Origin of the sequence: Palleronia abyssalis, assembly GCF_900302445.1 — a bacterium.
Classification (GTDB): domain Bacteria; phylum Pseudomonadota; class Alphaproteobacteria; order Rhodobacterales; family Rhodobacteraceae; genus Palleronia; species Palleronia abyssalis.
Genome location: NZ_ONZF01000033.1, coordinates 1 through 1,566, shown reverse-complemented (window position 1 = coordinate 1,566; position 1,566 = coordinate 1). Strand labels below are relative to the sequence as shown.

Sequence of the window (1,566 nt, the reverse complement as noted above, 5' to 3'; positions counted from 1 at the left end):
CAGCACCCGAGGTGGTGCAGTGGCCGGCTCCGCAATCCGGAGCCGCTTCGCCGGCCACTCCGGCCGTAGCGCCGAGTCCCGTCATGCACTAAGACTGAAACCGGACCTCCCGATTGGGGCAGGCCAGGCCATGCCCCTGAATTGTTTGCTTCGTGGTCGAGACGCGGCAGTAAATAACCGCGGCATCAGGCTTAATTTCTTGGGAAAGAGATAATCGTTCAGCGCTCATCAGGGCTCCTTTTGTTTGTCGGTTTTCAAGGATGCCACTGTTTCAGGCGCTGTATCTTCAAGGCAAAGATACTGTAGCACATCATCCATGCCGATGTCGCTTTTCGGGTTGAATTTATCCCCAGCCCTCACGCTGAAACCCAGATCGACAAACGCCACCATGACCTGCCAGAGAGCGCCCAGGAACTCCTTGGCCTGATCCTCACTCAGCCCTTCACCTTCCAGGTGGTCACCGTAGCGCTCCATGAGCTGCTGCGAAGATGGCCGACCGGTTGCTATCCCAGTTTCGTCAGATCGGCCTCGTGTTTTTCCTCTATTTTCCATACCGTTGTCCTTTCTTGGTTTTGATGGTTACTTTCTCGTCCCCCCGTCTCTTTTCTCCTGCCAAGTGCACGGGTGCGGCCACACCAAGCCTGGCACCCGTGCCCTTTGCGTTATCTGTCCAGTGAAGGTCCCTCGCGCCCGGCGAAGCGATCAGGTGCAGCGCGTCGGGGGCGGTGCGGACGTTCCTCCCGCTTCGGCGCCTCGCGTTCGTTGGTCCGCTCCAGATTGTGCTCGCGGCGGAGGCTACGGATCAGGCCATGAGCCTCGCGCGCCAGCTCTGCGACGCGTAAAAGCTCTCGGGCAGAGAACGAACTTGTTTCCTGAAGATGCCCGTCTTTGTCTTCATAGACCTTGGCGAGCGTGACGGTGTGATAGGGACCACTCTCGCCCTGGTTCTCCCAGAGCGTCGCTTTCAGGCGACCGTCTCGCAGTGTTTCTATCGGTTGATTAGATGCAGGTGTTCTGTCCATGGAACATACTCCTTTCCTTGGTTGGGGTTTCAGTTGTCAGGATTTTCATTTGTTCTTTTCTTACGCTCTCGCGGATTAGAACAAAGAGTGAACATATCACATTCAAAGCCTCCATTTCAACGTAAAAATGTTGCAATACAGCATATTAGCTTTGCCTGATACTCATTCTCTTCGAACAGCCTTTTGAAAGCTGCGGCTCATCGCGGATGTATTTCTGCGCTGTTTACCGAATGCTTCCCGAGAAAGGCGGGTGTCTTTCTGGCGCACTACGATGTCGCGAGCAGATTTTTGGAGGACCATCCAGCCTTCACGACTGCGGCTTTCAACGCGCCGCTTTAGTAATTCTGTCTCCGGCCTGGCTTGATAGACCGCTCTTATCCGTCGAACTTCATCATTGTAAGAGTTGCCACTGCCGGGTGGCCTGCCCCAATCGGGAGGTCCGGTTTCAGTCTTAGTGCATGACGGGACTCGGCGCTACGGCCGGAGTGGCCGGCGAAGCGGCTCCGGATTGCGGAGCCGGCCACTGCACCACCTCGGGTGCTGG

2 protein-coding genes are annotated in these 1,566 nt (G+C 56.3%); both read right to left on the bottom strand.

Annotated elements, in window-relative coordinates; genetic code table 11:
- Positions 1-228 precede the first annotated feature (228 nt).
- Positions 229-552, bottom strand: coding sequence for a hypothetical protein (locus tag PAA8504_RS21630; protein ID WP_108896180.1), 324 nt, complete (start codon positions 550-552; stop codon positions 229-231).
- A 110-nt stretch (positions 553-662) separates the two neighbouring features.
- Positions 663-1,022 (bottom strand): hypothetical protein, encoded by a 360-nt coding sequence (locus PAA8504_RS21625; protein WP_108896179.1) that lies wholly within the window; start codon positions 1,020-1,022, stop codon positions 663-665.
- Between the last annotated feature and the right edge of the window lie 544 nt (positions 1,023-1,566).

Coding starts and splice junctions, on each gene's coding strand:
- PAA8504_RS21630 (WP_108896180.1), bottom strand. CDS start 552: ATGGAAAATAGAGGAAAAACACGAGGCCGATCTGACGAAACTGGGATA.
- PAA8504_RS21625 (WP_108896179.1), bottom strand. CDS start 1,022: ATGGACAGAACACCTGCATCTAATCAACCGATAGAAACACTGCGAGAC.